The sequence below is a fragment of the Thermoflavimicrobium dichotomicum genome, assembly GCF_900114055.1.
Classification (GTDB): domain Bacteria; phylum Bacillota; class Bacilli; order Thermoactinomycetales; family Thermoactinomycetaceae; genus Thermoflavimicrobium; species Thermoflavimicrobium dichotomicum.
This window is the reverse complement of sequence record NZ_FORR01000055.1, coordinates 1-2,327: the sequence shown is the minus strand read 5'-3', so window position 1 is coordinate 2,327 and position 2,327 is coordinate 1. Positions and strand designations below refer to the sequence as shown.

The 2,327-nt window shown below is 41.0% G+C and carries 2 protein-coding genes; both read left to right on the top strand.

Annotation, left to right across the window (positions count from 1 at the left end):
* The coding region (locus BMZ78_RS18265) for a condensation domain-containing protein (RefSeq protein WP_245739952.1) at positions 1-657 on the top strand (657 nt) is incomplete at its 5' end.
* Between the two features lie 220 nt (positions 658-877).
* A partial coding sequence (locus BMZ78_RS18260; RefSeq protein WP_245739947.1) for a condensation domain-containing protein occupies positions 878-2,327 on the top strand: 1,450 nt, incomplete at its 3' end.

The following is a 2,327-nucleotide window of genomic DNA, read 5'->3' as shown; positions in this document are numbered from 1 at the left end:
ACGGAAATCAATGATTTGCTCCTTACCGCTCTCGCTCTCACGGTGAAGGAATGGACAGGCGAAACACGAGTGGCCCTGAATTTAGAGGGGCATGGCCGGGAAGAGATCCTGGAAGGAATCGATCTGACTCGAACCGTGGGATGGTTTACCTCGATCTATCCGGTGTTGTTCGAACTAAAAACCGATGATCTCTCAACCGCAATCAAAGAAGTAAAAGAGACCTTGCGCCGGGTTCCCAATAAGGGCGTCGGTTATGGCCTGCTCCAGTATCTAAGCGAAGAAAAGATTGATTTCCGTTTACAGCCCGAGATGAGTTTCAACTATCTGGGGCAGTTTGGACAAGAAGGAGCAGACCAGGAGATCGCAAGCTTACCAATGGGGCACCAGATTAGTCCCCACAATCGTGCAGAAATGGTACTGGATGTAAATGGAATCGTGCTCAACGGAAGATTGCATCTCCATTTCAACTTCAATCGAATGGCATACCAATCGGAAACAATCGAGCATTGGGCGAATCGGTATAAGTACCATCTACTTCTGATCCTATCCCATTGTTTACAAAAAGAGGATGTTGAGCTAACACCAAGTGACTTTAGCGCTCAGGAAATCACATTTGAGGAATTAGAAGAAATCTCAGATCTAATTAAAGAGATCTAAATAAATGTTTAATAAGGGTTCCAATCTTTTACGGTATGATTTCCTTAGGCAATCTTTTTCAATAAAAGGTTGGGCCCTTCAAGAAAGTGAACTTGGTCAGCAAGCTCAATAGAAACGTTTGGAGCGGATCCCTCTATAAACCTGTTAAGAAAATGAAAAGGCCATTCTTTACATAAATCTTCATTAGAAGTAAATGGATTCTAACTATAGGGTGATCTACATGAAGAAAAATAAATTTATTGATGTTTATGATCTTTCACCCATGCAAGAAGGGATGCTTTTTCATTCGTTGTATGAGGCAAGCCACGCTTATTTTCAGCAAATTACAATGGAGCTGAAAGGCCACTTCGAAGTGGTTGTTTTTGAAAATGCAATTAATTCTATTATTGCCAAATACGATATTTTCAGAACCGTATTCCTTCATGAAAGATTGAGCAAGCCGAGACAAGTCGTATTAGCAGAAAGAAAATTAAAGGTAGATTATAAAGATTTTACTGATTTAACCGAAGTGGAACAAAGAAAACAAATCGAATCGTTTAAACAGCAGGATAAAGAACGGGGATTTGATTTATCCAAAGATCTCTTGATGCGTTTTACGGTGATCCAAACTCAGGCGGATCGGTACTTCTTAATTTGGAGCTTTCATCATATTTTGATGGACGGTTGGTCCTTGGGAATTGTGATGAATGAGTTATTCCAGTTGTATCAGCAAATGATCCATAATCAATCCCCCTATGTAGGAAAAGCGGTTTCCTATAGTAAATATATTCGCTGGTTAGCGGAACAAGATCGTGAAAAAGCGCATAACTATTGGAAAACGTATTTAAAAGACTATTCCGAAGCGGTGGGTATTCCACGTCTTACCTCGCATGCATCCGGTCGTTATACCTTGAAAGAACGTCGTTTTATTATCGACGCGAAACTGACGAAGGATGTTATCGAGCTGGCTCGTTCTCTTCATGTAACACCCAATATTGTGTTTCAGACCATTTGGGGGATTCTGTTGCAAAAATACAACCAAACAGATGATGTGGTCTTTGGATCGGTGGTCTCTGGAAGACCTTCGGTTATTCCTCAAGTGGAGAAAATGGTGGGGCTATTTATCAACACTGTGCCAGTCCGGGTTCAAAGAAAAAGAGGAGATACTTTTGCTGAGTTGGCTACTCGCGCGCAAGAGATCCTGCTTTCATCAGAGCCTTATAGTTATCTTTCTTTAGCCGATATTCAATCCGAGACGGAATTAGGTCATCATCTCATTAACCATCTCTTTGTATTTGAAAATTATCCGATTCAAGACTCGTTACGAAACGATGCCGCTTTGGATCAATATGGTTTTCAGGTGCTTGGGATCGAGGCTTTTGAGCAAACCAACTATGATCTCAATGTGACAGTTTTTCCAGGTGAAGAATTCCTGGTTAAAGTCACCTTCAATGCAGAAGTATATGCAGATCAGATGATTGAAAATGTGGTTCGTCATCTCAAGCAAATTCTTTCTCAAGTTGTCTGTAATCCTGATCTTCCGGTAGAGCAAATTGATCTTCTCTCCGAAGAAGAAAAACAACAATTATTATTCCGGTTCAATGAAACCCGGATGGACTATCCACGGGAGAAAACGATTCATGCCTTGTTTGAGGAACAAGTGGAAAAAACACCAGATCAAATCGCCGTGG